The following is a 25,440-nucleotide window of genomic DNA, read 5'->3' as shown; positions in this document are numbered from 1 at the left end:
TAAACGTTTTGAAAGAAACACAAGAAAAAATTATTGCCAATGCATTTTCTAAGGTAAGAGCGTTTTATGATCTCCACGGGCGTACCCCCATTAGACGCGAGTTTGAGCAGGTCAATACTATTGCACGCAAATATTTTGGAACATGGAACAATTTCATAACCGCAGCTGGCTTCAAACCTAATGTAACGAAATCAAAATCAGAGATTACGGAGGAGTTGTTTAACCTGGTTCATGAATTTTACAAAACACACAAACGCATTCCTATGCGGAGAGAATTTTCCAATAAATCGAGTACCATTACCAAATACTTTGGGTCATGGAATAAATTTATTGCTGAAAGTGGTTTTGAACCTAATTCGAGAAGAATACCTTCTAAAATTAAATTAAAAAACTCTTTGATACAATATCGAATCAAAAATCAAAAAATTCCCTCTGTCTCCGATTGCATTTCCAAGAATGGATTGTATAATTTCAGATCTTACTTTACCCATTTTTGTGTTAATTCATGGCCAGATGTATTGGAATATGTCGGTTTGCGTCCCTATTTTAGAATGACGACAATGAGTGAACCTGAGGCCAAAGAAGCGGTTATAAAGCTCATCAGAAAACACAAGATCCTATATGGTAAAGATTATTTAAGACTAAAACCGGAAAATTACCCTTCATTATGGTACCTAAAAGAAAAATTTGGGTGGAACAAATTATGCTACTTGGCCGGTACAAAGGTTCCCTTAACGAAGGTTAGTGTAAAGGACCATTATATGGGCCTCATAAAAGCATCCGGTAAGCCAACTGTAAAAGAGTTAGCCGCAAAAATGAAAACAACACCTGGCGCCATAATTTGGAAACTGGACCAAAATCTGAACGATTTTATTACATCCATCGGTCATGAACCGATACACAAAACGCCAAATAGATGTAAACTCACAAAAAAACAACTTGCCGAACATTATAAAGCCAAAAGCCTTGAACATGGATATGAAAATGGTATACCTCGCGATAAACTGAAGGAGTTGACAGGATATCCAAGAGAAGTATATGAAAGAAGATATTTTTCCATGAATGGTCTCCGATTAGCCTGTAACCTAAAGTTTGTACACCGAGGAAGTAAACGATACTCGGAAGAGGAACTATGGGATATCTTGAAAAAACCGAAGTATATGAAAATACCTTAGTTTAATTTCAACTTAGAATTCATTTTATTTTCCATGCTCTAATTTATATACACAAAAAGATATTGTCAATTTGAAATTAAAGGCGATGCTTCTCATTTAGGAGAAGTAGACTAATTTAATCCTTTTGAAAGGATTAAATTAGTCTACAGCTACCATTCATTCTCTCATTAAAATCTTAATCGATAAATAAGATTTTAATCCGCGGCAAATTGCCTCCTGCTTAAATCCTTCAATTACCTGATTATAAGGCACATCATTTCCTCTTTTGAATCTGCAAGACTACAGGTCCCAACAATCCAGACTTCCGTAGTGGTGAATTTTTGTCCGGTCCTGCTACCGTCCATGTTTTTCGCTTATCTTCAGCTTGTCCAGCATCATAAACTAGACGATTGAACCACGTACTGGTTACTTCAATAGAAAGTGTATTTACACCTTCTTTAATCCAATCTGTAATATCAATACAATAAGGAGTTGCCCATAATTTGTATGGTTTTTCGCCATTGACCGATACAGCCGCAGCCATATCTACATTGCCAAGGTCAAGAATATAATGCTCTTCAAGATCGATTTTCTTGATATCGAAAGTTGTCGTATAAGTCGCTGTACCCGAAAATGCTTTTCCTTCAGGAGCGATATCAAGGTCTTTCCAAGGTTTTAAGTCTGTCAATGGTAATGCTGCAGGAGCTCCCCATCCCGTAGGAAAAGCAAGCATCCATCGCCCTTCAATTGGCAAAGTTTCAACCGTCATTTTCTGCTTAAACTCAGGAGACACATGATCTTGATCTTTTTTTCTAAATACGATGAAACACGAACCGGCACGAGCTAAATCAATCTTAACCGTTGTACGATCTCCGTTCTTGTTGCTCTCAACCGGCATTGAACGACCTGTCATAGGATCCCAAAGTTGCACATCTCCACTGCTGCGAAAATCAAGTGTGCCCTTAAAACCACGCCCCTTGGGTGCACTTATAAAGTACCAATCAGCTCCTTCAATCTGCCTATGGGACCATAATGCATCTCCCCCAATCACATCAGGAGCTATTTTCAATACCGAAAATGCTTCCTCGAGCGACATACCAGAAAGAACATAGCCCTTTCCAATCTTCTGCTCTTTGCTGCTCCCTTTTCCCCATAGACCTTTCACAACGTCATTAAAACGTCGCTTGGCAGCATCGCCACCTCTAAGTGTCGCTAGCCCTCTAGGAGGGTTGCCGACAACTGTAGCGCCATCGCGTACCAATGTCTGTATTTTCTCTAATGTTTCAGGTAACATATACGGAACATCCGGTAGCCATAATACACGATAACTAATTCCTTCTGGTGTAACCAAAAGCCCATTTTCTACTTTTAGCCGATTCAGCAGCACATCGGGGTTGCAGTAATCGTATTTAAATCCTGCTGGAAATGGTGCATGTTGATCAGGCTTATGGTTTATTTCATCTCCGAGATACCATAATACATCGGACACCGGTTTTCCGCGTTCAAGCATGAAGCTACATCGCGCTAAATAATCTTGAAAATCTGGAACATAATTCCACCATGTCTGCCCCCGTACGAAAGGAGTACCGATCCCTGCACCAAAAGATGATCCTGGCGCTAAAAAAGGAGTTTGGGGATTGTGTGTATACGTATGGAATACAAAATGCGAAACACCTTCTATGCTATTGATGTTGGCCGCTTCTTTTAGGTCTTCCAAGTGTTCATCCCATGTCAAACTCATATCTGTAAACGATTCTGCGGCCACGCGAGGTTTCCCATACATCCTTGCGGCAGATGCTGTGGGCTTAATTGGTTTGAAATTTAATGAGCCAACAAATCCATCAGACATCGGCAACCAGAATTCGGCCATCGGTACGTCTGCAAACTTAAAATACTCTAGGATATCCGCTGGAAAAACATCTCCAGCAGCTGTTTCATAAGTAACATATAGCCCCTTTTCATGTGCTAAATCGGTCATACGACCATAAAAATTATGAGTAACAAGATCATTCACAGTCCTTCGCCAATCGTACAAAAATCTTGCTGTAGTTTCGTGGTCTCCGATGACATATCCAAACATTGCTGGAAGCCACTTACGAAGTTCATAGTTTGCAACGCGACTAAATTCATCTTCCATACTGGCCGTCCAAGTTTGCGTATGGCACTCCCAGCTATCCAGCAGCATCCCATCCAATAATCCACCTGCAAGCGGTCCTTTTTGATCTACAAGTCGCCCTATATACCCTGCAAAGTGTGCGTCAGGACCAGATTTAGAGAACTTATTAGCCTCCCATCCCGTACCTTCAGCAGGAGCTGGACCATTCCGTGCTCCAGTATTCACATGCCCCATTCTAAGTATGGTCCAATTCCCACTAGGAGCAACCCAATTTAGATTTCCATTTTCATCCATCTTATCGGAAATATCCAGTATGTGCCTAGGTGCAATGAATGCTTTTGAAGATTGAGCGGGTGATTGACCAGAACGCTGAATGCTCCGTAAAGTCCAACCCGCCTCCGACTCCCAACTATTTTTCCGGGCGGCAGAGAAAAGACGGAGCGAAGAAAGCGCCATATTGTATTTATTGACAATGGAGATCCGGTATTTATTCACTCCAGCGACTTCAGAACAAGCTAACGTAATCGGTTTATCGTCTTGCCAATTTGATTGAGGCATATCAGCCCGTAGGATGTCCTTTAATTGCCCATTTGGCAACACTGCCTGTATTGAAACAGTAACCCCTGGTTCATAACATTGTCCATGATTGAAGCTATTGATACTGGGCATCTCTACTGACCTAAGCATTACAGGATCGGTAAAAGTAACTTCAACCCAATGGGGTTTATCAGCAGAGGTTGGTAACAACTGCATCGATTCCTTGGCATCCCCCGCCAAATAAGATTCCCATTCAGTAGCAATATTACTTTTTATGGATTGGGGTACAAGCGGCAGACCGGTATCGTCAAGTGGTGTTGGAAAAGCAAGCACGGCTACTTCCTTGTAATCGCGCCAAGACTCTTTAGTGAATGCTGGAAGCGACAGAAGCTGATTAATGGCATTACCGCCAGTTACATCCGTACGGCTTACTGTCAGGTTCCGCATCGCGTTAGAGGGTTCAATCCACGGGCCACCAGCAGTTGCCCATCCTGGTGTATTATTCATTGTAAAGCGCAACCCTAGGCGTTCACATTCCTTGGCGGTATGACGTACTGCATCATCCCATTTTGGACTAAGGCTTGTTATCTGAGGTTCTACACCTGGCCAAGGGCCTCCGAACTGGCCATGAAAAAGATGGATTCCTGAAAACCCAGAAGTTGCTATGGCCTCCAGATCTTTCGTAATCCCTGCCTTCGATACATTTCCGCCGATATAATGAAACCAAGTTTCAGGACGATTCACTTTTGATGGCTTCAGAAAGGAACCCTCATCATGCTGCCCAAAAGGTTTGTTAATATCCTCGTATGACGGAATAAAAGGCGCTTTCAAAACTTGAGCGAACAAAGGATTGACAAAGGAAATAAGGATTCCGATACAAAGTATTATGGGTCGTTTTAAATATTCCATTTTTTATTATTTAAACTTTTTTTATAATCAATTTATGCAACATCTAATAGAACATGGATGATTTTTCAAGAACAGACCTTTAGAAATTCTGCTCCTGTTTATATAAGTAGATGCTTAATAACCTTCGTTTTGTGCCAATTTATTTAAGCTTTTGTCAATCTCAGCACGTGGTATAGGAAGTCGATAATGCTGTTTTTTAAAATCACGTTCCCCCGACAAAACACTTATCGTATAGTTTTTCTTATTCTCTGCTTGCTTTAATATCGTCATTTTTAACAGATCCAAATTTTCGGTTTTTTCTGCAATCATCCACCGTCTAACATCGTAAAAACGATGCTCTTCGAACGCTAATTCTACCAAACGTTCGTTGTGGATTCTTTCCCTCAGCTTTTCTCCAGCATCCTTTACCGGTGGCATCTTAACGCTTAATCGGTCTCTAACTTTATTAAGGTATTCTCTTGCTACCCCCTCATTTCCTAATTCAAATTCTGCTTCGGCATAATTTAGCAAAATCTCGGCATATCTGAAATAGATCCATGGATTTGTTGGCTTCTCTGTATTACCGGTGGGTGGTATGTCTTCATTCATAAATTTCTTTAAAGCATACCCCGTCAACGAGGCATTCCAAGGTTGAACAGTACTTTCTGGGGAATCTAACCCGCCTTTAAATGTCTCCGTTTCACGTCCCATCCACATCGACCCGTCATAAAGTATGGTTGCGTAAAATCGTGGATCACGACCTTCATATGGTTTCATAGGATCATAGCCCGATAGCTGATTAACGATTCGTGTTCCATCCACTTGAATATGATATGGAAGTAGTCCGGTACCTTTCATTTCGTAAGCATTGACCAAATTTTGTGTCGGTCCTTGAAAGTTTCCGCCTTCATCTCCATTACGTCCATTTTTCCAATTATAATCCGTACTGTTGGCCTGAGTAAAATAACATGCCCATATGATTTCATCATTATCTTTCAGAAACAGATTTTGATAATCTGGATAAAGTACATAGGCCCCCAATAATTCCCGAGCAGCGTCAGAGGCTGCCTGCCATTTGGATTTATCATTTGAAGCATTGTTTAACTTACTTGCCGCATACAATAGAACACGGGATTTGAGTGCTTTACTCGCATCACCCGACGCTCTACCAAGCTGACTAGCACTTTGCTTTGATGGTAGTAACTGAATCGCTTCATCCAATTCTTTAACGATAAAGTCTACACCGTTCTCATACGAATCGCGGGACAAAGAATAGTCCTCATTCAATTCATATACCTTCGTAATAATGGGCACTCCTCCGTACCTCCAAATTAAATTGGCATAAACAAATGCCCTAAGAAACTTCATTTCTCCGATCATGATATTCTTAACAGCCTCATCAATAGGCGCAGCCTGTATTTTTGAGAAAAACACATTCATATTGCGAATTTGACTGAAACCGAGCTGCCAATAATTAACCCTACCAGAGAGCATCGAAATATTATCAGCGGTCACCTCACCTTTTTGTAAAACGAACATATTGCCGTGATTATGTAAATCATAGGATTCATCACTTGCAGCAGCAAAGACATCATCTTCATACCCGTGTAAAATAGCGTTATAATTTGCATTCACATACAATTGAACTAATGCCGCGTCTGACCATGTATCTCCTTCAGACAGTTTGTCCAATGGCTTCAACTCCAGCACATCGCAAGAGCTCACCGTAAAAACAATTAATAAGATATAGATAATTTTTTTCATTTCTATAGGATTAAACATAAAATTAAAACGTTAAATTCATTCCAAAATTTAACACACGTTGCTGTGGATAGTACCAGAAATCTTGAGTCTCTGGATCGAATCCCATTTTTTTCATATTATCGTAAATCATAAATAGATTGCTTCCGCTGACATTTACACGGAGTGCTTTTAAGCCCAACGATTTGCAGATATTCAACGGGAGATTATACCCTAGTTCGATATTTTTTAAGCGAAGAAAACCGGCATCTTTCAACCAGTGAGTAGACGCATATGAGCTATTGGTACTAGTTGTCCATAACGCTGTACTACCCCGAGGCATAGTAGCATCTACATGATCCGGTGACCAACTATCATTTGCGCGCCAATCGAGAAAGTTACCGAAGGTATGACTCATGACAGGGAACCAACCGCCAAAATATTGTTTTACGTTTTCTTGCCCTTGAAAAAGCACAGAAAGTTCAAGCCCTTTATATGCGACACTTGCATTGAATCCAAAGGTTACCTCAGGGATATTCGTTTGATCAACCCTAATTCGATCTAACGAATTAATAGTACCATCGTTATTGACATCTTCATAAATGAGGTCTCCAGGTTTTGTACCTGGTAGATTCGGAGTAGCATCAACTTGCGCTTGGTCTCTAAATACACCAATTGATTTATATAACAATGCAGCTCCATATGGCCTACCCGTGGCATATTGATAGGGCTCTGCTGCAGGTTGCTCATCCGCAAATACAACTTTATTACGAGCAAAGGATACATTACCCGATAATCTGTAAGTTAAGGCATTTACCGTATTCCGATGTGATAACACAAGCTCAAAACCCTTATTATCCACAATTCCAATGTTTTCATCAGGTAATTTTAACCCGGTATAATCAGGTACCGTCGCATTACGTTTGGTCAGAATATCAGACCGCCTAGATTTGAAATAATCGAATTCGATATCCAATAAACCATTCCAAAAACCGGCATCAAAACCAATATTCCATGTTCGCGCAGTTTCCCAAGTAATAAAAGGATTGGGCACATTAGTTTGTACCAACCCAGAAACATCATTATTACCAATGACATAATTGTTATTAAAGCCATAAGTCATCATATACTGAAATGCTGCAATAGCATCGTTACCCATTTTACCGTATGATCCTCTTATTTTCAAGTTATCGATAAAATCGAGGTCGGTCATAAAAGACTCTTCAGAGATTCTCCATCCTAATGAAACCCCAGGGAAAAAACCGTATCTCTTTTCTTTCGGAAATTTGGATGAACCATCGACTCTTAACGTTATCTCCGCCAGATATTTCTCTGCATAATTGTAATTTACCCTCGAAAACACATTTTGTCTTGCGTCCTGACCAGAAAAACCTCCATTGGATTGTTTAGTCTTATCGCTACTTCCCATATTTATTTCTGGTAAACTGATGGACAAGAAATCACTCCTACCCGCTTCTAGGGTCGAGTTCTTAATTTGGGTCTGTTCATAGCCAACCATTATTCCCACATGATGCAAGTTTAATTGTTTAGCATAATTAATTTTCGAAGTGAAATAACTCTGGGTAACGGCATAGTTAGTTTGATTTAATCTGGCCAGTGAGGGACTCATCCCCGACAACTGTTTGGAATATTCTCCTGTCTTACCATCAATTTGATAAACATAACTTGGAGTCTCAAATCTTTTGGTATAAACACCTCCAAAATCATAACTACCACTTCCATCGACAGATAAACCATTAACCCAAGGAACGTCCCATTTAAATGACAGAGTACTTTGAGCAGTTCTTGTATCTTCCTGATGAAATCCTGCATTATCTGTAACCCAATTATGGGCATTCTCACTTCCTCTTAAAGGTTGCATATAATCCGTTCCTGGCCAGTAAGCCTGCCAATTCGGTTGATAAAGGTAAATATGACTATTGAGCTCATTGTTACTTCTGAATGGGTAATGCCGATTGTCAACACGTCCAGACATATTTAAACCCACGGTCAGATTGTTGGTGACTTCGACATCTACATTGGACCGTAAATTATACGACCCAAATTTAGTTGAACCTTCCTTATACTGACCTGACTGAGAGAGTTCTCCCAAAGAGAAATAATACTTTGACCGATCACTCCCACCAGCTACCGATATATTGCCTCGATGTTGTGGCGCAGCTGTGCGCACAAGCGACGAATACCAGTCTGTACTCGGGTAATTGGGATCACTGCCGTCTTTGTACTTTTGAAGTTCAAGGTCCGAATAAATGGGTTCCCTGCCTTCATCTCTTTCAATGTTGTTTGATATCTTAGCAAAGGTGTATGAATCGGCCATTTTCGGATTTCTGGTCGGTTGACTAAAACCCTGATTAAAAGAAAGATTAATAGACGGCTTACCGTTCACCCCACGTTTAGTCGTCACTAAGATAACCCCATTTGCTGCTCTGGAACCATAGATGGCTGCCGAAGCATCTTTCAATACGGATATCGTTTCGATATCATTCGGGTTTATTTGTCCTAAGCCTCCCCGTTCGACACCGTCAATTATAACCAAGGGATTTGTTGCTCCTGTAGTGCCTCGTCCTCTAATCATAATCGAGGGATCGTCTCTCCCTGGTTCCCCACTACGGCTATTAATGACTACCCCAGGTAACCTCCCTGCAAGTGACTGGGTAACGTTTGCAGCGGGACTTTTAACGAGGTCAGTACCTTTAACCGTTACCACAGCGCCTGTTAAAGTTGCTTTCTTTTGAGTACCATATCCTACTACGACAACTTCATCTAATGTTTGTAAATCTCTAAGAAGTGTGATTGTGAATTCTTTTTGCTTTTCAACCTCAATCTCTTGTGAGATAAATCCAGTGAAGGAAATCTTTAAGATGGTTTTCTGTTTTACTTTCATGGAAAACTTTCCATCTTCGTCAGTACTGATACTGTTTCCAGTACCAAGGTCGATTATACTAGCCCCCATAATTGCTTTCCCATCTTCATCATAAACGACCCCTGTTACGCTATGCTCAGCCTGATAGGAGATTTCATTTATTTTCTCCTGACCAAAAGCATCCCCTTTTGCAGTGAGCACAATGTCTGGATACAAAAACAGTACAGCCCCTAGCGCTGTGACTTTTTGCACGTTTATTTTCCTGTAATACTTAATTGCTAGAAAGAGCAATCGATTTCTTTTTTTCATAACTTGCTGTTAATTTAGGTGGGTAATTAATTAAATAATGGTTTGTTTTTAGTGTCTATTTGGTTTTATCTCTATGTAGCATAAGCGAAACACTTAATAAGAAAGCAACACAAGATCTTAACCTTATGCGAAATCAATTTTTAGGACAATAATCATGTTAATGCAACTTGAAAAAGATCATTTTCGGATTACCGCGCGCATAAAGGGTGACGCTAAACTTCTTCAATGAATCTCGAACTTTTCACAATTCTAATTTTTCACTTATGTTGGTGACATGACCATATTAGAAATTACGTAGCTTGGCTTTATCAAAAAAATGTATTGAAAATTTCATCATACAATTAGGGTATCAAGTCTGCAATTGAATATCGATTATAAAGGAGTTCTCTCATCCAACAATTTATTTGATATTGATCTGCAACCGGTTTCGATGTATTTGGAAAACAGAACATATATGGACTGGGACCAAATTCGGGTGTGATTGTTGCTCTTTGTGCCCCTTCTTCTTTTAGGTATTTTATCCAACGATCCCACCAAGCTAGATGATGCTGTAACGCAACTTGGTTTTCCCTTGTTCTCGGATCTGTGACCTGTGGCCCCTGTGGAAACCCCACGCGAGCATGTATGTGCCTTGTATGCTGTATCGCTCTTTCAACGGCATCTTCTTGATCTTCGAGAAAGCTTTCTGACACACATACCCAATGTGAAATATCTAGCGCCAACTCCAAGCTAGGGAAATTCTTTAGGTACTCGTTGACTACATGGGCCGCATACGACCATTTATTTCGATGCGTTTCATGGATAATCTTGATACCCGACTCCTTCATAATACGGTCGCACAATACAAAACAAGTTTCCATCTGACTCCTCGTATAATATTCTCTGCCTGTTTGTGAAACTATAAATTCAGGTGACGAAGTTGTATCTTGATAAGTTAGTAGCGCGTATAGGTTGCGCTCCAATGCGTCAAGATAACGATCAAACTTTGGTCCTTCGTTTAGTTCAGTGTGGAGCAGTATGTATGAAAGCCTATTATCATTCAATACAGCCAACATATCCTTATTTTTTAGAGCATTATCCAAAGGGAATACCTCTACTCCTGCAAATCCGTCTCTTTTAATCCGAGAGGCAAATTTGCCCCAACCTACGGATTCCGATCCCCAACGAGGACAAAAAAAATCAATCTCCATCGCATCAGAATTTATAAATCAGTGGGTTTTGATTATTGTTATCCAACAAATCTCCTATCTTCAATGTCTTTTCATATTCTTCTGGCAATATATTCGGTATTCCATTATAGGTATTGCCATCCGGCATATAAGCACAGGTCATTGCTCTCCTAAATCCGGGTGTCATATTCGCATGAGCACCATGTATTGTCAATCCATTATGAAAGGAGCAAGAGCCGGCTTTCATCATTGCTGGTACAGCTGGACTTAATTTAAATTGCGGGTAGTCTTCAAATATTCCGGCCATATTTTTGCCAATTCCCGTATTTTTGAATGTTGTTTGTTTATGCGATCCGGGAATGAAAAATAAACAGCCATTTTCTAGTGTCACATCATCTAATGCTACCCAGATAGAGAGTGCACGTCGGTCAGAGAATGACCAAAAAGGAGTATCCAAATGCCAAGAAGTTGGGTTGGCCCATGGTTTTTTAATCAATGCCTGATCATGCCATATGCGAATGCCATCTACCTGTGCCAGCTCGGCAGCCATTTTACCTATTCGCTCATCTAACATAATTCGCTTGACCCGCTCGCTCGTCTGCCAAAGGTTAAGCAATTGATCAAATACGTTGTTAAAATAGGTCGCATCTTCATTGATACCATCATCATCTCCAATGCGGATATTCTTTCCAGGTATTTTCAGTCCTTTTCTATCCGCTATTGCTCGAGTTACTGCATTTCTCCATACCTCAAGCTCTTCGCTATTCAAAAAATCCTCAATAATAAGATACCCATTAACATCATAAAAGTCCAACTGGCTTTTGCTTAAGGTTGTGTTCATAAAGGTTTAAATTCAGTTTAATAATTAATAACTAAGGTATGCCTTACAGGTAAGGAAAGAAATAAAGGAATTGACATTATCCTTGCACTTTCTGACATTTTTTATATAGTTTTGAAATAGCCAAAATATAGACATCCATGCTAGACAACTACCACAAGTACCTGAACTTAAGTGACCAAGAAAAAGATTGGGGCTTTTACATTACAACAGTAGGATATAGTAGAACACCAAAAAACATGCACTATCCGGATTTGCAACAACATCCCGATGATCATGGTTTTTCTTGGAACAAGGGCCGAATTCTTAACGCATACTACATTGTATTCATTACTAGTGGAAGCGGTATATTCGACTCGGCCGAAACTCCTAATCAAGCTATTGAAGCGGGTACCTGTTTTATCTTATCCCCAGGGATGTGGCATCGTTATAAGCCCAATGACAATATTGGCTGGGAAGAGTATTGGGTAGGATTCAATGGAAGTTATCCCGCACAGATTATGAGTAAATTTTTTGACCCCGAAAAACCAGTAATTAAGACTGGGCTCAATAAAGATTTATTATCCTTATTTTCCCACTTATTGGGTGTGGTATCTCAAGCTCAGATTGGCTACCCTCAACAAATTATTGGTATCAACCTTCAGATTTTGGGATTACTCAATGTTATAAAAGACAAGCAGGCTATCGATAACAATTCAGAAGCAGTCTGGATTTCAAAAGTTATCTTTCATCTGCAGCATCAATTAAGTGATCCTGTAAATATTGAAGAGCTAGCTAAGCATTTCCCTTACAGTTATTCTAAGTTTCGAAAGGCTTTTAAAAAACATACAGGTACTTCCCCTAGTCAATATCATCTTAACTTGCGTCTGAATAAGGCTAGTGAATTGCTTAAGAACACCAACTTATCTGTCAAGGAAGTAAGCTACCATACAGGTTTTGATTCTCCTCATTATTTTTCAAGAATATTCAAGGCGAAATTCAAATTTCCACCACAAACTTATCGTAAAGAGCTGTGATAAAATAGCATTCATCACCTATCCAAATTGCGCTATAGATGCACCTTAATGGAATTTTGCGAACGTGACAAATCCAAAAGCTTAGAGCATGGATATAAAAATGGTATAACGCGCGATAAACTGAAGGATTTGACCGGATATACTAGGGAAGTATATGAAAGAAGATACCATCCCATGAATGACCCCTGCCTAGTATGCAACCTTAAGCTGGTACATGGAGGAGGTAAACGATACTCGGAAGAAGAACTATGGGATATTTTGAAAAAACCGAAATATATAAAAATACCTTAGTTTATTCTTTGCGCTATTTCTTTTTCTCATATAACATCGCGATTAAAGATTCCATAGCTTTACTTATCCGTTCTTTCCCCTCAGGCTTACTGGTATCGATTCCACAAAAAGTACTGCCATTGATATTAGCGTGCAAGGATAGATAGTATAATCCTCCAATTTGTAAAGCTAGAACAGCTTTTAAATCGATACCATTTTTAGGAAAATTGGCTTCAACGCGATCTAAAATAAGTTGGCCACTTTCTTCCCTACTGTCCGCTAGTTCGCGAAGCGTTTTATTATTTTCACCCAGCTCCCAGTGAATCAATTTTTGAAGTATTTCACTATTATTTACGGTATCAAATTGACCTTGTAGAAGCTTAGTAACAGCAGCCTGTCCTACATCATTATCTTGTTCCAACATGGCAGTTATGTCATCCTTACCGGCATTTTCCCAGTAATCATTTTTCTTCAGGTATATTGCAATCAAATTATCAACATTGCCAAAATAAAGCGAAACCAAACGTCTATCCACACCTGCAGCTTTTGTGATACTTGCAATATTGAGCCCATAATATCCCTCCTTTTGCAATACTTGACCAACAGCGGCTACCATTTTGTCCATTGTCCTTCCCTTTTCCCGAATAGGGCCAGAATTCACTTTACGTGCTTTCTTTGGCGATGTTTCATTCATTGGTGAGGTTTCTTTTTTTGATGTAGCCATTATAGTTATTTTATTGATTCCGGTATGCTTTCCAGATATAAACTTATAAACAATTTCATGAATATCCACAAAAACTTGTATAAACACAATATATATATTTCCTTTACGCAGGAAATAAGACTAAAATGAGTTTAATGATGACTCAATGATGTATTTTATATTTAGATCGATTATTAGAATCTAGAATTAAAATATATTCTTAGTATTAATCACTGGTTTAACACAAGTCTGTGTTAAACAAAGTGCCCGAAATACTTGAACGAATGAACGTTACTTTAAAAATAGTTAGACTTTAACAATAAAAAATCATGTGGATGGTAGCTATAGCCCTATTAATTGTCATACTTTCCGGCTTATATAGCTACCGAATACTATTTAAAATAGATGCAAAGCTCCAAGAAAAGATAAATTATACTTCAGATAATTTTGCTTTACAAATAGCAGGCAGAGAAATTGAGATAAAAAAACAATTTATTCAGGAAAGTGAACATATCAACCCCATAATTTTACAAATTGAGGAACATGATATAATTGCAATTATATCATGTAAAGAAAAACGAGGGGCATATGTTTTCAAAGAACAGGAAGATCGCACTGAAGTTGGTGAAACTGTAAAAAAAAGAATAGAAGATCATATAAATAAGATGCTTAACATCGCGCATTATTATTTAGTACTCACGAATGATAATCTTCATTATTTACAGTATTCAAAGAAAGGTGAATGCAAAGATCATCTGTGTTTTGAAAGAAAAAAAATAGAAAACTTCAACATATACCAGACAGCAGTAACAGATGAGCCTTATACAGGAGAAACTACATATTTAAACTTTGAATACGAAAATATACCCTATAAATTCTGTTATTATGATAAATTTCACGCACATCCATCAGTAGAAAAAACCAGTCTCGAAGAACTGATCAAGATAAATTGTCTCTTTGCGATACCATTTAAAATATTTACTGAAAAATATAATAGCAATGAAAATTAATTTATCCGAATTGCAACAAGACTAAAAAGTCGAAGACCTTTTATATGGGTCTTCGACTTTTTCAGTCTTATTTAGCATGAATTTTTCTTCTCCTCCACTCCATCTCGAAAGGAGCTGAATGCTGCTAAAGTATACTCCGGACAGGCACCTTCTCGTGCCGTGATAAAGGCACCTAAAGAGACCGCTTGATGCATCATTTCATTTGCCGATGACTGTCCGTCAAATCTTTTTGATAAAAATCCAGCAAGGAATGAATCCCCACTTCCTACGGTGTCTTTTACTGCAACAGGTATGGTCGGCATTAAATAGAACTCATCTTGATATGCATAAAGTGCTCCCTTACTCCCTTTGGATACAATAACCTCCTGCATCCCAAAGGTATCTTGCAGATAACGTATGCTATCTTCTTCGGTGTGGTATTCCTTACCCATAAAATCAATCATCATGCGTAATTCTGCTTTATTGAATTTTGCCAGCTGCGTTTTGTGCAATAAATCTTTAATGATATGAACATCATAATGAGGCGGACGGAGGTTAATGTCAAAAACATTATACGCACTTGCATCTAGCAATTCAAAAAGGGTATTCTTGGATTTTTCATTGCGTATAGCCAAAGTTCCAAATACCAAAGCGTCGGATGCAGCTACCATTCCCTGATTGACCGGATTCACTTCAATATAATCCCACGCAACATTTTGAACAATATCATAATGCGCATCGTTATGCTCATCAATACTTGCAATGACTGTACTGGTTGGATAGGTACCGTTGAGCTGAATACCCGCAGTAGAGATGTTCCAATCCTGAATCTGCTGCAACAACTCGCGGCCCAGTTCATCCTGACCAACACTGCTGATCATATGGGCTTCTACCCCCATTTTGGAAAGGTGATACGCAACATTAAAAGGTGCTCCACCTGCTCTTCTTTGCCCTCCAGGGAATATATCCCATAATACTTCGCCAAAACAGGCAATGTTATTTTTCTTATCTTTCATGCTATTCTTCTATCTTAAAAAAGAATTTCAAGTACGATCCATGAGTATAGACTCATAATCAAATAGTTGAAACGCTCTATACTTGCTGCTGTTCCCTAATGGGTTATCCAAATTTAATAAGAAATTATGTTTAATAAGGATACCAGAGTACTCGCAGTTGAAATTAATCTATCCTATCCTTTTCCCTTATTCGAGATCCAAATAAGGCATAAGTTAACATAAAGAGTTCACAAACTACCGTAAGGCACCATGTCCATCTCCACGATCCCAGAACATCCGCCAATCCACCTTGTACCAAGGTAAATACAGCACCTCCAAATACAGCCGAAATAAACAATCCCGATGCCTTGGAAGTATACTTATTCAACCCTTTTATGGAGAGTGAAAATATACAGCTCCACATCGTGGAATGCAAAAGACCGATGACGACCAAAAACCATAGATTTTGTGTCAACATCGCTAAAACCGCCAATATAGTCGCTAATATGGTCGTCGTCACTAATTGTGTTCTTGCCGATATATTGCTAAAGAAACTGGATATAGATCGTCCAACCAAAAAACCACCCCAATATAGCGTTGACAACAACGCATGGATGCCTAAGTCAACTCCACCAATAATAATATCTGTCCGACCAAAAAAGGTCACCGGATGACCGGAGTCTTCCAGTTCGAATGCATGGAGATTGATATTTGCTCCAATAGCAACTTCCGTTCCTACATAAAAAAAGATAGCCGCCACGCCCAAAGCGAAATGTCTAAAAGACCATATACTCCGTTCTAATTTTTCACCTACCGCCGCTCTGGTATGGGCGATATCGGGCAAATGAATTCGTTGGGTAACAAAAGTTACCAATACCAAACACACGATCAAGAGCATAAATGGCATTAGCAATTGCTTGATCTCGACATTGGCTATAGATATGCCACTGAACATGACGACAGTGACAAAAAATGGAGCCGTCGTTGTACCAATTGAATTAATAGCAGTCGTGATATTTAAGCGCTGTACAGGTTGTGTCTTGCCCAGTTCATAAGATGCCACATAGGGATTGACTACAACTTGTATAATGGCAGCGGCTGTCCCCATTAAATAAGAACCTACTACAAAAATAAGGAAGCCATAAGGTATAGTCGCTTGCTCAAAATGAAAGGCCTGATCCGGGTAACGATAACCAAACCACGAAGAACATAAATACAGGACAAGTCCCGCTATCATGAACATCAAACCGCGCACGATCGTATTTTTATATCCAACAGCATTCACCCATTTACTTGCCAATGAGCCATTAACCAAATAGCCCAGAAAGAAAAAAAATGAGATTGAAGTCGTGAGCGTATTTTTTAAATTTCCAGCTTCGGCCAGAAACGTAAATTTTAAAGGCGCCTGCAACTGTTCATTTACTGTTGTCAAAAAACCAACAATAAAGTAAATGAACGTCACAATAGCAAATGGCATCACGCTATTACGATGTTTCATATCCATAAATGAAATATTAATATTCTAAAAATAATAGCCTTATCCCACAATCGTTTTTAACACGGCCTTCGTACCTTCTTCTTTTATTTCAACAACATATTGCTGATATAAAGAAACGAATTGTCTATTCGACTTTAAGTCAATACACTTAAATACAGACAACTCTAAAAAGTCAAGGATATCCGAGCTGGCAATCTGTTTTTCATCTTCTGATGTCATCCAGGGCTCCGCAATCTCAAAAGCTTGCCCTTGATCATCCAACTTATATTTTAAATAATGTCTATAGGATGCGATCAGAAAAGCAACACGGGTGAGGTCTCCACCATCGTGAATCATTTTCGCCAAATTGGGCATGATATATACCGGAAATTTGGAAATTCCATCAAAACATAATCTACTGACTTGATCGCTGACCGAATGATTCGAAAAACGTGCTATCAAAGTTTTCTTGTATTCTTCTAGATCTACTCCTTCTGGAGCGGGTACATAAGGCGTGATATCAATATCCATGAAGTCTCGGATATACTGCACGATATCTGAATCGAGCATCGCGTCGTCAACTTTGCGATAACCAGCAAGAAAAGAAGGATATGATAATAAAACATGAGAAGCATTCAGAAGACTTAGTTTCATATTTTCAAATGAGGAAACATCATCTGTAAACGTAACCCCTACGCGCTCCCAGGCTGGGCGGCCCGCAATAAAATTATCTTCAATAACCCATTGAACAAAATCTTCACAATATACAGGTGCTTTATCCTGTAATCCACTTCTTGTATTCAATCTTTCTACATCTTCAGCTGTGGTACTTGGCGTAATACGATCGACCATACTATTTGGAAACGTGACATTTTCAATTACCCATGCAGCGAGTTCTTTATCTTGCGCAGCTATAAATGTCATGAAAGATTTTTTAGAAGTATGGCCATTATGTTGCAGGTTATCACAAGAAAGGATCGTAATCGGACCGTTCCCCTTTGCTCTGCGTTGACGAAGTCCTTCGGCTATAAAACCAAAAACGGTATTTGGTGCACTTGGATTTTCAAGGTCATGTTTAATTTTTTCATTATCCAACATAAAGGAATTGGTCGTCTTATCTAAATTGTAGCCGCCTTCTGTAATGGTGAGTGTAATGATTTTAATGGCGGAATCCGCAATCTTATCCAATACGGCCTGTGGGTCTTCTACTGCCCAAAGCAATTCTTGTAAAGCACCTATCTCGTATACTTCATCTTGACCATCTCGACCACATATGGTTAAAGAATATTCTAAGTTTTGTACGCTTAGATTTTTAACGATTTTCTCGTCTGAAGGCAGCAAACACACACCACAAATACCCCATCCTTGTTGATCGTCATCCTGAAGTAATTGATCTGTATAAAACGCTTGATGTGCGCGATGAAAATTGCCCACTCCTATATGTAAAATACCCGCTTGGATAATGTTACGGTTATAACTATACTTTTTAATTATCATAATAAAAGCTCTTTATCTACCCAAACTTATAAAAATAGCCCGTCAGCGACCAATGGTACAATGGAAAAACATCTTTGGGAACGTTACCAAAGTTTGGGCACGTTCCCAGGCCCATTTTTTTTGATTACTTTTGTCAACAACAAATCGGCAAGCCCAATGAAGCGTATCACCATCAAAGACCTGTCCAAATATTTACTGCTCTCGACCTCTACGATATCAAGGGCTTTATTGAATGATAAAAATATACACGAGGACACCAAAAAAAAGGTTTTGGATGCTGCAGAAAAATTAGGTTATAAGCCCAACCCTTCCGCATTAAATTTAAAATATGGACGTACAAAGAACATCGGCTTGTTGGTTCCAGAGATGGTGACTCCTTTTTCTTCAACGGTGCTTCGTGGTATACAGCATATTTTATATCCGCTTGGATATCGCGTAATGATCATGCAATCGGACGAAAACCCTGAAATAGAAAGAAAAAATCTCCAACTCTTGGAAGAATTTAATGTAGATGCCATCATCATCAATCCCTGTCACGAATCGGAGACCTCGATATTTATAAACGGATCCTAGATTCAGGAACTCCACTGGTGTTTTTTGATAGAATGCCCGACCAATCCTTTGATGCTTCGAGCGTAACGGTCAATGATAACATTAAAGCAGCTTTAATGGTTGAACACCTGATCAGCAGTGGAAAAAAAAGAATTGCACATATCATGGGACCTTCCACGATTAGAAATGCCAAAGAAAGAGCTACAGGCTATGAGCGAATACTAAATAAGCATGGTATTTTTGACCCAGGCCTAATCATAAAAGCAGAAGGGCTTGGTTTTGAACATGGCAGAGCTGCTGCACAAAAGCTATGGAGCAAGAACATTGAATTTGATAGTATCTTTGCTTTTACAGATACCTTAGCCATTGGTGCCATGAACTATCTTCTTGAAATGGGAATCAAAATACCCATGCAGGTGGCCGTTGCTAGTTTTTCAGGAACAGAGTTGGCGACTGTTGTGCATCCAAAATTGACCAGTGTGGAGCAACCCTTGATTCAGATGGGCGAAGCGGCAGCTGAGTTGGTATTGGAAAAAATAAAGGATAAAGCTGCTCCCAATAGAACGATTATGCTCGACGCCGAATTAATCTATCGCGCCTCTACTCAAGGGTAATCACACCCAGTAAGCACCCCCTATCTAGGATTTAAATGCTGGATAGTAAATCCATCCATTAGGCATTCAACACCTATCATACGGGTGAAAATATCCTATATGAGTACTGAATAAAATGCAATAAGCTTGGTTTTTATGCAAGCTCATCACATTTTATATTGTTAATTTTGAAATGACAAGCGCGCTTACGCTTTCTCTTTCCGATAAGCAAGGTAGAAAACGACAGGTAAAATGGTGAATGATAACACCAAACAAATCAAAAGTCCACCTACAATCATAATGGCAAGTGGTTTCTGGATTTCAGACCCCATACCTGTTGATAAAGCTGCTGGCAACAAGCCCATGGAACCCATTAAGGCAATCATCACCACAGGTCGAATCCTGCTTCTAACCCCCTGAATAATGGAATCTTTTAACTTCATCTTATGTTTCAGGTTATCCCTAATGACGCCTATCAAAACAATTCCATCGATAGTAGCAACACCAAATAATATGATAAAACCAATACCTGCTGATATTCCAAATATCGTTCCGGTCGCCCAAAGTGAAATAAACCCACCAATAAAGGCAAAAGGTAAAGTCAATGAAGCTATTGCAGTGTCTTTTACATTCCCAAAATTGGCATATAGCAATAATAAAATGAGTACCAAGGAAATAGGAACTACTAAAGCCAGTTGTTTTGCAGCACGCTCTTTACTTTCAAACTCTCCGGCCCACTCCATATGGTTTTCCTTTGGTAAACTCACTTCAGCAGCAACAACCTGCTTCGCTTCTACGATAGTACTACCCAAATCGCGACCTTCGATACTAAATCCAACACCTATGTAGCGACTATTGCCTTCACGATAGATGAATGCTGGCCCCGTTTGATAAGCGATACTCGCTATTTCTTGCAGTGGAATATTCTGCCCATTACTTGTGGGTATCAAGATATTACCAATTTTGGTAGGTGAATCGCGATATGCTTCTTGAAAACGAAGAATGACATCAAATTGCCTGTCGCCCTCATAAAAGGTTGTCGCCGCCTGCCCACCGATAGTCATTTCGATAACAGCTTGTACATCGCGTGTCTGAATACCATATTTTGCCATCTTGGAGTCGTGCAATTGAATTTTCAATTCGGGCAATCCAATGTTCTTATACACATTGATATCCGCGATGCCCTTAACTTTTGAAATGGATTCTGCCACTTTATTGGCATATTTTTCTAAATCGTAAAGGTCATCACCAAAAATTTTGATAACCAGAGAACTCTTCACCCCAGCAACATACTCTTCGACATTATCTTGAATAGGCTGACTGAATCCAAAGGTTATACCGGGATAATGATGCAATTTGGTGCGCATCTCTTGGATAATATCTTCTTTAGAAACTTTCCTTTTCCATTCACTGGCATCTTTCAGCTGCACATTGAATTCGATATTGAAAAATCCGGTTGGATCAGTTCCATCATTTGGTCTACCTGTCTGCGTGAGTACAAAATCAATCTCCTCACAATCTTTCTGCATCAATTCTTTCATCTCTTCCGTCAATCGAGTTGACTCTTTTAAATTGACACTATTGGGTAAAGTTGCCCGTATGTAGATCGCTCCCTCATTGAGCTTTGGAAGAAATTCGGAGCCATAGTGCATGAATTTGAAAAGACACAAAGCTAAAATCCCCAGAAATAGACCAATGGTTGTTTTTTTGTAACGGAATGCTGTCGCATACATGCCGAAAATTGTTTTTTGAAAAAATCGCGTAATCAGATTTTCTTTCTCATCGATATTTTTTGTAAACAACAATTTACACATAGCTGGAACGTAGGTCAAACTTAAGATCAAGGATCCTAATAAAGCGTAACCCAACGTAAATGCCAAAGGAGTAAACATCTTACCTTCTACTTTTTGAAAAGAAAAGATAGGCAGTAGCGCAACGATCAAAATTAGCAATGCAAAGAAGATGTAGGAAGCTACACTACCAGCACTTTTTTTAATCACGCCCAACTTACTCATTTTGGCAAATCGTTCGGCCCCTACTTGATGTGATAATGTCGCCATGGCAACAAATACGGTCTCGACTATAACGAGTGTTCCTTCCAATAATAAACCGAAATCCAAGGATCCCATGGATATTAAATTAGCAGGTAATCCCTGTATCTTTAACATGATAATGGCAAAGAGGAAAGCGAGGGGGATAACCGAAGCAACAATAAAAGTGGATTTCCAATTATAAAGGAAAATAAAAACAATAAGTGAAACCAAAAGTATACCTTCAATCAAGTTTTTAGACACCGTTTTTACCGTATTATCAACCAATTTGGTACGGTCTATGACCGTTTCGATCTTGACATTATCGGGTAGTGTACGTTCGTTAAGTTCGGTTATTTTGGCCCTTAGACCCTCGATAACTGCAGACGGATTTTCTCCACGCAACATCACGACAATTCCTTCGACCATATCATGATGTTCATTATAGCCCACTTGTCCCAGACGGGGTTTATGCGATACGACGACATCAGCGACGTTCTTAATCAAGATAGGTGTTGAACCATTTAACTTGATCGTAATGTTACCAATATCCTCTATTTTATCTAACAAACCAACTCCTCTGACGACATAGGCTTGACTCCCCTGTTCGATGACATCTCCGCCCACATTAACGTTTGATTTGGATACAGCTTCATAGACATCTAAAGGCGATAGGTCAAAATTCTTTAATTCCGTTGGATTAATCTTAATTTCATAAGTTTTCTCTTCCCCGCCAAAACTCACCACATCGGCAACTCCAGGTACCGATAACAGTTCGCGTTCGATCACCCAATCCTGAATAGCGGTAATTTCTTTTATAGGAAGATCGCTTTTGATTACATATCGAAAGATCTCACCTGTAGCTCCTGATGGTGGCTCAATCTCCGCATTTGCTCCTTCAGGTAAACTGACGCCATTTAATTTATTGGATACATATTGTTGTGCATAAAAATCATCTACACCATCTTCAAATTGGACCGTTACTACAGAAAGACCAAATAAGGATATGGAACGAATATTGGATTTATGAGGTATACTGTTCATCACCTTAGAAATAGGTAAGGTGACCAGTTTTTCCATTTCCTCAGCACTTCTACCCGGCCACTGGGTAATGATACGGCCGCGGGTACTGGTCACATCTGGAAATGCTTCAATCGCAGTATGTTTTAAAGCATAAACGCCAGCAAACAATAATGCAAGTGTAGCAAATAGAATAAATGTGGTATTTCGCAACGAAAAAGTCACGATATTTTGAACTAACTTTTGCATGCCTTATGGATTTAATTGTTCAAATAATAACAAGGCATTCTTACTGATGACCTGCTCATCGGCAGCGAATTTTTCTTGGACGAACGTATATTGTTCATTGGAGGTTAGCGTAGTGATTCGCTTGGTAGATATGGCGCAATCATCTTTATAAACAACGATATATTCTTTATTATTATGGAATACGATAGCAGCGTTAGGTATAGCATAGGCTTCTGCCCCAGCATTGGATTTATCGATAATGATATCTGCTGCTAAACCTGGCATCAATTGTAAGTTTTGATTTTCCAATATTACTCTGGCTTTTAACACATGTTCATTATCATCAAACACATGGTATATTTTATCAATTTTTCCAGGATAAAAAGTATCCGGCTGCGCAATAGTCTTGACTTTTACAGCATCACCTTCTTTGATATATTTTAAATTATTGGCGTAGATATTGACCATCACCCACACTTGCTTCAGATTGGATATCGAAAATAGGGGATCTTGATCGGCAGAAATACTTTGACCAATACTGACTGCCTTTTGAATGATGTAGCCATTCTTTGGTGCTACAATTTCAAAAGACCCTTGTCCCTTTGCACGATACATCTTTAAAATTTGCTGTACACGGTCCCGTTCTATTTTCAAACTTGCCAATTCATGTTCACTTGTCAACACTTCCGTACCAGCGACCATACCGTCCTGCAATAACTCCTTTTTCGTTTGCAATTGTTTGGTCGCCATCACAATCTGATTCTGGTAGTTCCGGTGCTCTTGAAACAGCTCTTGCACATGTGTTGATTTGATCGTTGCTAATAGCTGTCCAGCCTTTACATAATCCCCCAATTCAAACCCTACACTTTCCACTGTACCTTCTAGTAAGCTTCTGAATGCGACCAGATCATTTTCATTGTAATCAATCTTACCCGATAAAGACAATTGTTCGGTAATTGGCAAAAGTTCTAACGTACTAATCGTAGTAGTTTTTTTCATCTGTTCACTAAGACAAAATTTCGTATCGGCTACTGTTTCATCAGTATTCGCAGTCGTGTCACCACTGCATCCCGATAGTAATCTTATCAAAACGACCATCGGTAAATATATTATCTTGTGTTTCATCGTCATCATATTACTGCTGAGCTAACAAGCTCGGTTTGGTTATTTATATTTAGAACTTTCCTCCTGTTAAATACTGAAGCTGAGCATAAGCCACCTGATAGGCTAAGGTCATTTCAACAACCCCACATTCGGTTTCTTGATAAGCCTCGATAAAATCTATAAATTCCAATAAAGTGATCTGCTTCTTTTGTAAATGCTTTTGATAATTGGCAATCATAGCGCTGCGTTCTTTCGAATCAAGTTTTTGGGACTTCAACAAAGTTGTTTCATAGAGTTGCACTTGGTATTTTAATTCATTTAGCTGCGTTTTCAACTGATTGACAACTGTATTTTGTTGTATTTCTGCATGCTTCACCATATTTTCTGCAGCTTTAATATTCCCCTTATTCCGATTCCAAATAGGTAGGTCCATGCTAACACCTATACCCACAAAATCACGCATGATATTTCCTCCCCGGTCGTAACTGAGTTGAAAAGCCAAATCTGGCTTTTTCTCCGCTTGCTCAATCAATAACTGTTGTTGCGCTTTATCCCGTTCATTGGCCTGTTTTTGATAGCCAATATTTTGGTCCAACAATTGTTTTTCTAAATCAACGGGTATGCTTTGACTTAGATTTAACGGAATATTTATGGTTTCGATCTGTGCTTCGGTGATGGCTTCATCTTGGGTCAAAACTTTAATTTTATTTAACCAAGTGTTTTTTTCTGTATACAATTCCACCCGATTCTTTTCAAAGTTGATCAAGGCTGATTGAATGCGGAGATGATCGGATTTAGGAATGTTATTAAGATCGGACTGACGTTTATATTGACTTTCCAAACTTTGGTACAAATTCACGATGGAATCCACTAATACTTCTTTTCTCGAAACAGCAACATAGCTCCAATAGGCTTCGTCCAGCTCAAATTGTAGTTCACGCAGTAATTCTTCATAATCCAATAAAGCATCTTTCTTTTCTAAGGATTTGAGATTGACTCTCTTTTTACGTTTACCGGCAGTTTCAATTACTTGTTCCAATTCTAGACCAATCTGTTGATGTTGACCATATTTACCAAAAAGATAAGGCAAGGTCTCTGTGGTACCGTTTTTCCAAAGATTGACTTCACTGATACTTAGCGTCGGATTAGACCATAATTTCTCTTGTACGATCAGCGCATCAGCGGCTTCAATCTGATATTTTTGAGCAATAAGTTGTCCATTGTTCTGCAAAAGCATATCTTTCAATGCCTGTCTCGAATACGTTTGTGCTTGCGATTGACCAACTGTCAATAGAAAAGCTCCTATAAACCAATATATCTTCACTATTTAC

At 39.1% G+C, this 25,440-nt stretch carries 18 protein-coding genes; 6 read left to right on the top strand and 12 right to left on the bottom strand.

What is annotated here, in order from left to right:
* Positions 1 to 8 precede the first annotated feature (8 nt).
* Positions 9 to 1,175 (top strand): homing endonuclease associated repeat-containing protein, encoded by a 1,167-nt coding sequence (locus KO02_RS06535; RefSeq protein WP_038696864.1) that lies wholly within the window; start codon positions 9 to 11, stop codon positions 1,173 to 1,175.
* A gap of 253 nt (positions 1,176 to 1,428) precedes the next feature.
* On the opposite strand, the gene KO02_RS06530 is transcribed toward KO02_RS06535, so the two are convergent.
* The 5 genes from KO02_RS06530 to KO02_RS06510 form a co-directional block, all read right to left on the bottom strand.
* A complete protein-coding gene (locus tag KO02_RS06530; protein WP_038696862.1) occupies positions 1,429 to 4,716 on the bottom strand; it encodes a glycosyl hydrolase in 3,288 nt (1,095 codons plus the stop codon).
* A 114-nt stretch (positions 4,717 to 4,830) separates the two neighbouring features.
* Positions 4,831 to 6,459 carry a RagB/SusD family nutrient uptake outer membrane protein gene (locus KO02_RS06525; RefSeq protein WP_038702232.1) on the bottom strand — a complete coding sequence of 543 codons (1,629 nt, stop codon included), beginning with the start codon at positions 6,457 to 6,459 and terminating at the stop codon, positions 4,831 to 4,833.
* A gap of 22 nt (positions 6,460 to 6,481) precedes the next feature.
* Positions 6,482 to 9,628, bottom strand: coding sequence for a SusC/RagA family TonB-linked outer membrane protein (locus KO02_RS06520; RefSeq protein WP_051959783.1), 3,147 nt, complete (start codon positions 9,626 to 9,628; stop codon positions 6,482 to 6,484).
* Between the two features lie 341 nt (positions 9,629 to 9,969).
* On the bottom strand, positions 9,970 to 10,818 hold the full coding sequence (locus KO02_RS06515; RefSeq protein ID WP_038696856.1) for a hypothetical protein: 849 nt from the start codon (positions 10,816 to 10,818) through the stop codon (positions 9,970 to 9,972).
* Between the two features lie 4 nt (positions 10,819 to 10,822).
* Positions 10,823 to 11,638, bottom strand: a complete 816-nt coding sequence (locus KO02_RS06510) for a phytanoyl-CoA dioxygenase family protein (protein ID WP_038696854.1) — start codon at positions 11,636 to 11,638, stop codon at positions 10,823 to 10,825.
* A 137-nt stretch (positions 11,639 to 11,775) separates the two neighbouring features.
* On the opposite strand from KO02_RS06510, the gene KO02_RS06505 reads away from it, so the two are divergent.
* On the top strand, positions 11,776 to 12,651 hold the full coding sequence (locus KO02_RS06505; protein ID WP_038696852.1) for a helix-turn-helix transcriptional regulator: 876 nt from the start codon (positions 11,776 to 11,778) through the stop codon (positions 12,649 to 12,651).
* A 48-nt stretch (positions 12,652 to 12,699) separates the two neighbouring features.
* Positions 12,700 to 12,942, top strand: coding sequence for a hypothetical protein (locus KO02_RS06500; protein WP_038696851.1), 243 nt, complete (start codon positions 12,700 to 12,702; stop codon positions 12,940 to 12,942).
* A gap of 13 nt (positions 12,943 to 12,955) precedes the next feature.
* Here the strand turns inward: KO02_RS06500 and KO02_RS06495 are convergent, their stop codons facing one another.
* Positions 12,956 to 13,645 (bottom strand): TetR/AcrR family transcriptional regulator, encoded by a 690-nt coding sequence (locus KO02_RS06495; protein ID WP_051960251.1) that lies wholly within the window; start codon positions 13,643 to 13,645, stop codon positions 12,956 to 12,958.
* Positions 13,646 to 13,959: 314 nt separating this feature from the next.
* Here KO02_RS06495 and KO02_RS06490 point away from each other — a divergent pair, with 314 nt between their 5' ends.
* Positions 13,960 to 14,634 (top strand): hypothetical protein, encoded by a 675-nt coding sequence (locus KO02_RS06490; RefSeq protein ID WP_144243269.1) that lies wholly within the window; start codon positions 13,960 to 13,962, stop codon positions 14,632 to 14,634.
* A 71-nt stretch (positions 14,635 to 14,705) separates the two neighbouring features.
* Here KO02_RS06490 and KO02_RS06485 read toward each other — a convergent pair whose 3' ends face one another.
* The 3 genes from KO02_RS06485 to KO02_RS06475 all read right to left on the bottom strand — a co-directional run bounded on the left by KO02_RS06485 (position 14,706) and on the right by KO02_RS06475 (position 18,582).
* Positions 14,706 to 15,629, bottom strand: a complete 924-nt coding sequence (locus tag KO02_RS06485) for a carbohydrate kinase family protein (RefSeq protein WP_038696849.1) — start codon at positions 15,627 to 15,629, stop codon at positions 14,706 to 14,708.
* Between the two features lie 163 nt (positions 15,630 to 15,792).
* Complete coding sequence (locus tag KO02_RS06480; protein ID WP_038696848.1) at positions 15,793 to 17,112, bottom strand: MFS transporter; 1,320 nt, start codon at positions 17,110 to 17,112, stop codon at positions 15,793 to 15,795.
* Between the two features lie 33 nt (positions 17,113 to 17,145).
* On the bottom strand, positions 17,146 to 18,582 hold the full coding sequence (locus tag KO02_RS06475; protein WP_038696847.1) for a mannitol dehydrogenase family protein: 1,437 nt from the start codon (positions 18,580 to 18,582) through the stop codon (positions 17,146 to 17,148).
* Between the two features lie 60 nt (positions 18,583 to 18,642).
* Between KO02_RS06475 and KO02_RS24230 the strand changes: the two genes are divergently transcribed.
* Positions 18,643 to 19,155, top strand: coding sequence for a LacI family DNA-binding transcriptional regulator (locus KO02_RS24230; RefSeq protein ID WP_262506688.1), 513 nt, complete (start codon positions 18,643 to 18,645; stop codon positions 19,153 to 19,155).
* A 17-nt stretch (positions 19,156 to 19,172) separates the two neighbouring features.
* A complete protein-coding gene (locus KO02_RS24225; RefSeq protein ID WP_262506687.1) occupies positions 19,173 to 19,748 on the top strand; it encodes a substrate-binding domain-containing protein in 576 nt (191 codons plus the stop codon).
* 185 nt (positions 19,749 to 19,933) lie between these two features.
* Here KO02_RS24225 and KO02_RS06465 read toward each other — a convergent pair whose 3' ends face one another.
* From KO02_RS06465 to KO02_RS06455, 3 genes are read right to left on the bottom strand one after another with little or no spacing between them, the layout of a single operon-like run.
* Positions 19,934 to 23,026, bottom strand: a complete 3,093-nt coding sequence (locus tag KO02_RS06465; protein ID WP_038696846.1) for an efflux RND transporter permease subunit — start codon at positions 23,024 to 23,026, stop codon at positions 19,934 to 19,936.
* A 3-nt stretch (positions 23,027 to 23,029) separates the two neighbouring features.
* Positions 23,030 to 24,130 carry an efflux RND transporter periplasmic adaptor subunit gene (locus tag KO02_RS06460; protein WP_158500268.1) on the bottom strand — a complete coding sequence of 367 codons (1,101 nt, stop codon included), beginning with the start codon at positions 24,128 to 24,130 and terminating at the stop codon, positions 23,030 to 23,032.
* A 49-nt stretch (positions 24,131 to 24,179) separates the two neighbouring features.
* Complete coding sequence (locus tag KO02_RS06455) at positions 24,180 to 25,433, bottom strand: TolC family protein (RefSeq protein WP_038696844.1); 1,254 nt, start codon at positions 25,431 to 25,433, stop codon at positions 24,180 to 24,182.
* Positions 25,434 to 25,440: the final 7 nt, after the last annotated feature.

The sequence above is a fragment of the Sphingobacterium sp. ML3W genome (genome assembly GCF_000747525.1).
GTDB lineage: Bacteria > Bacteroidota > Bacteroidia > Sphingobacteriales > Sphingobacteriaceae > Sphingobacterium.
This window is presented reverse-complemented; position numbering and strand designations above follow the sequence as displayed.

What these genes read in the sequence shown, in the direction of transcription:
- KO02_RS06520 (WP_051959783.1), bottom strand. Translation starts at nt 9,628, where the DNA reads ATGAAAAAAAGAAATCGATTGCTCTTTCTAGCAATTAAGTATTACAGG.
- KO02_RS06480 (WP_038696848.1), bottom strand. Translation starts at nt 17,112, where the DNA reads ATGGATATGAAACATCGTAATAGCGTGATGCCATTTGCTATTGTGACG.
- KO02_RS06490 (WP_144243269.1), top strand. Translation starts at nt 13,960, where the DNA reads ATGGTAGCTATAGCCCTATTAATTGTCATACTTTCCGGCTTATATAGC.
- KO02_RS06495 (WP_051960251.1), bottom strand. Translation starts at nt 13,645, where the DNA reads ATGGCTACATCAAAAAAAGAAACCTCACCAATGAATGAAACATCGCCA.
- KO02_RS06510 (WP_038696854.1), bottom strand. Translation starts at nt 11,638, where the DNA reads ATGAACACAACCTTAAGCAAAAGCCAGTTGGACTTTTATGATGTTAAT.
- KO02_RS06530 (WP_038696862.1), bottom strand. Translation starts at nt 4,716, where the DNA reads ATGGAATATTTAAAACGACCCATAATACTTTGTATCGGAATCCTTATT.
- KO02_RS06500 (WP_038696851.1), top strand. Translation starts at nt 12,700, where the DNA reads ATGGAATTTTGCGAACGTGACAAATCCAAAAGCTTAGAGCATGGATAT.
- KO02_RS06485 (WP_038696849.1), bottom strand. Translation starts at nt 15,629, where the DNA reads ATGAAAGATAAGAAAAATAACATTGCCTGTTTTGGCGAAGTATTATGG.
- KO02_RS24230 (WP_262506688.1), top strand. Translation starts at nt 18,643, where the DNA reads ATGGAAAAACATCTTTGGGAACGTTACCAAAGTTTGGGCACGTTCCCA.
- KO02_RS06475 (WP_038696847.1), bottom strand. Translation starts at nt 18,582, where the DNA reads ATGATAATTAAAAAGTATAGTTATAACCGTAACATTATCCAAGCGGGT.
- KO02_RS06525 (WP_038702232.1), bottom strand. Translation starts at nt 6,459, where the DNA reads ATGAAAAAAATTATCTATATCTTATTAATTGTTTTTACGGTGAGCTCT.
- KO02_RS06515 (WP_038696856.1), bottom strand. Translation starts at nt 10,818, where the DNA reads ATGGAGATTGATTTTTTTTGTCCTCGTTGGGGATCGGAATCCGTAGGT.
- KO02_RS06505 (WP_038696852.1), top strand. Translation starts at nt 11,776, where the DNA reads ATGCTAGACAACTACCACAAGTACCTGAACTTAAGTGACCAAGAAAAA.
- KO02_RS06460 (WP_158500268.1), bottom strand. Translation starts at nt 24,130, where the DNA reads ATGAAACACAAGATAATATATTTACCGATGGTCGTTTTGATAAGATTA.
- KO02_RS06465 (WP_038696846.1), bottom strand. Translation starts at nt 23,026, where the DNA reads ATGCAAAAGTTAGTTCAAAATATCGTGACTTTTTCGTTGCGAAATACC.